We start from the raw sequence: 1,861 nt of genomic DNA on the forward strand, positions 1-1,861 counted from the left end.
AGATCAGCAGTCGAGTCTTCTGGAGCGCGTCTTCGCTGAACTGGTGATGGGTTCCGCCTCTGCCCAGGAACTCCGGACAGACGAAATGTCGGTCACCCTGAAGCCCGGCGAAGGAGCTGAGATCAAGCTCGTCATGGCCAAGGGCGCACAGGCACAATACTCTTGGACGGCCAATGGCGCGGCGGTGAACTTCGACACCCATGGTGACGGCGGCGGCGAAAACATTTCATACGAGAAGGGCCGCGGGGCTGCAGAGGACGAGGGCGTACTTGAGGCAGCGTTTGACGGCAATCACGGTTGGTTCTGGCGTAACCGCACCGATGCCGACGTCACCGTGACGCTGAAGACGAACGGTGCCTACACCGACATCAAACGGATGATGTGAACGATACGTCAATTTTATCCGGCGCCGTTTGGCGCCGGAGTGACGCGCTGTTCATTGCCACGACCTCACTGTTTGGCGCACCACCGTCCCGTGAGCATTCGTGTCGAGGTAGGCGGCGGCGTGGTGAATTGGTGCGCCGCTAGGCTGTGTCAACGTGTCATGCCGCATTGGCTGTTGGCGAAATCAGCGCCGAACGTTTGCCGCGATGGAGATCCTTGGCAAACACGCAAGCCGAACTGTGCCCAGGAGATAGCTTCAAGGCCGGTGGCATCTGTTGTTTGCATTCTTCGACCACCAAGGGGCAGCGAGTCCGGAACCTGCAGCCGGATGGTGGATTCGTAGGGCTCGGCACCTCCCCGATCATGACCGGAACCCTGCGCTGCTTTTCGGCGATCGGATCCACCTCCGGTGTCGAGGCCAGCAACATCTGCGAATAGGGATGGCCTGGGTGATCGTAGAGTTCCTGCGATGGCCCGTGCTCCACGATCTTGCCGAGGTACATCACGTAGACGCGCGATGCAGCCTGCCTGACCAACGCAAGGTCGTGGGCAATGAACAGGCACGCCACCCCAAAATCTTTCTGCAGGTGCAGGAAAAGGTTCATCACTTGGGCTCGGATGGACAAATCCAGTGCGCTAACTGGTTCATCGCAGATCAGCACTCTTGGATTCACGGCGAGGGATCGGGCAATCGCAACGCGCTGGCGCTGCCCTCCGGACAGTTCCCGCGTGTGCCGATCCTTCAAAGCGTCCGCCAGTCCGACCTGATCCAGGAGCGCCTTGGTACGATGGTTGCGGTCGGATTGTGATTTCAACCCGCTGATCAGCAACGCTTCATCGATCGTCTCACCGACCGTCTGTCTGTCGTTCAGGGACGAATATGGATCCTGAAACACGTATTGGAGCGCCCTGCGGCTTTCGCGCAGTGCTGCACCGGAGAGTGTGGTGAGGTCCACTCCATCAAGCAGGACTCGTCCCGCGCTTGCCTTTTCGAGACCCACAATGGTGCGGCCCAGCGTCGACTTTCCGCAACCGGACTCGCCTACCAGACCGACGATCTCGCCCGGATAGAGCTCGATCGAGACGTCGTCGACGGCATGGATGAACTTGCCTCGCTGAACGCTTTTGAAGCGCGTCTGCAGGTTTTCGACTTTCAGAACAGGACCGTGCGTCATGCTGCTGCCTTCCTTTGGTTGACAACCGCGCAGGCCACGACAACAGCGCTGTCGACCGACCGCGCAAGTGGAGGGCGGCTTGCGGTGCATGCGGGAATTGCGAGCTCGCAGCGCGGGGCAAAGGCACAGCCTTTGAATGGCGCGCCCAGCGTTGGCGGTATCCCGGGAAGACCGCGAAACTCCGAACCGATCGGGTCTTCCCGCCGTGGGATCGCGTTGATCAGCCCTCTCGTGTACGGATGGCGTGGGGTAACGAGGACCTTGTCCACGGGACCTCGTTCGGCGGCCCGAGCCGCATACAT

2 protein-coding genes and 1 pseudogene are annotated in these 1,861 nt (G+C 60.5%); 1 reads left to right on the plus strand and 2 read right to left on the minus strand.

Going from position 1 to position 1,861, the window contains the following annotated elements; all coding sequences use genetic code 11:
* A pseudogene (locus NKH95_RS33290) lies at positions 1-385 on the plus strand (transmembrane anchor protein); the annotation flags it as partial.
* 157 nt (positions 386-542) lie between these two features.
* Here NKH95_RS33290 and NKH95_RS33295 read toward each other — a convergent pair.
* Together NKH95_RS33295 and NKH95_RS33300 are read right to left on the minus strand one after the other, a co-directional pair.
* Positions 543-1,559, minus strand: coding sequence for an ABC transporter ATP-binding protein (locus tag NKH95_RS33295; RefSeq protein WP_127291993.1), 1,017 nt, complete (start codon positions 1,557-1,559; stop codon positions 543-545).
* The gene (locus NKH95_RS33300) at positions 1,556-1,861 is read right to left on the minus strand and encodes an oligopeptide/dipeptide ABC transporter ATP-binding protein (protein ID WP_352760106.1); all 306 of its coding nucleotides are present in this window, start codon (positions 1,859-1,861) and stop codon (positions 1,556-1,558) included. Before NKH95_RS33300 ends, NKH95_RS33295 begins: the two co-directional genes overlap by 4 nt.

The organism is Mesorhizobium sp. M0848, from assembly GCF_040319805.1.
Classification (GTDB): Bacteria; Pseudomonadota; Alphaproteobacteria; order Rhizobiales; family Rhizobiaceae; genus Mesorhizobium.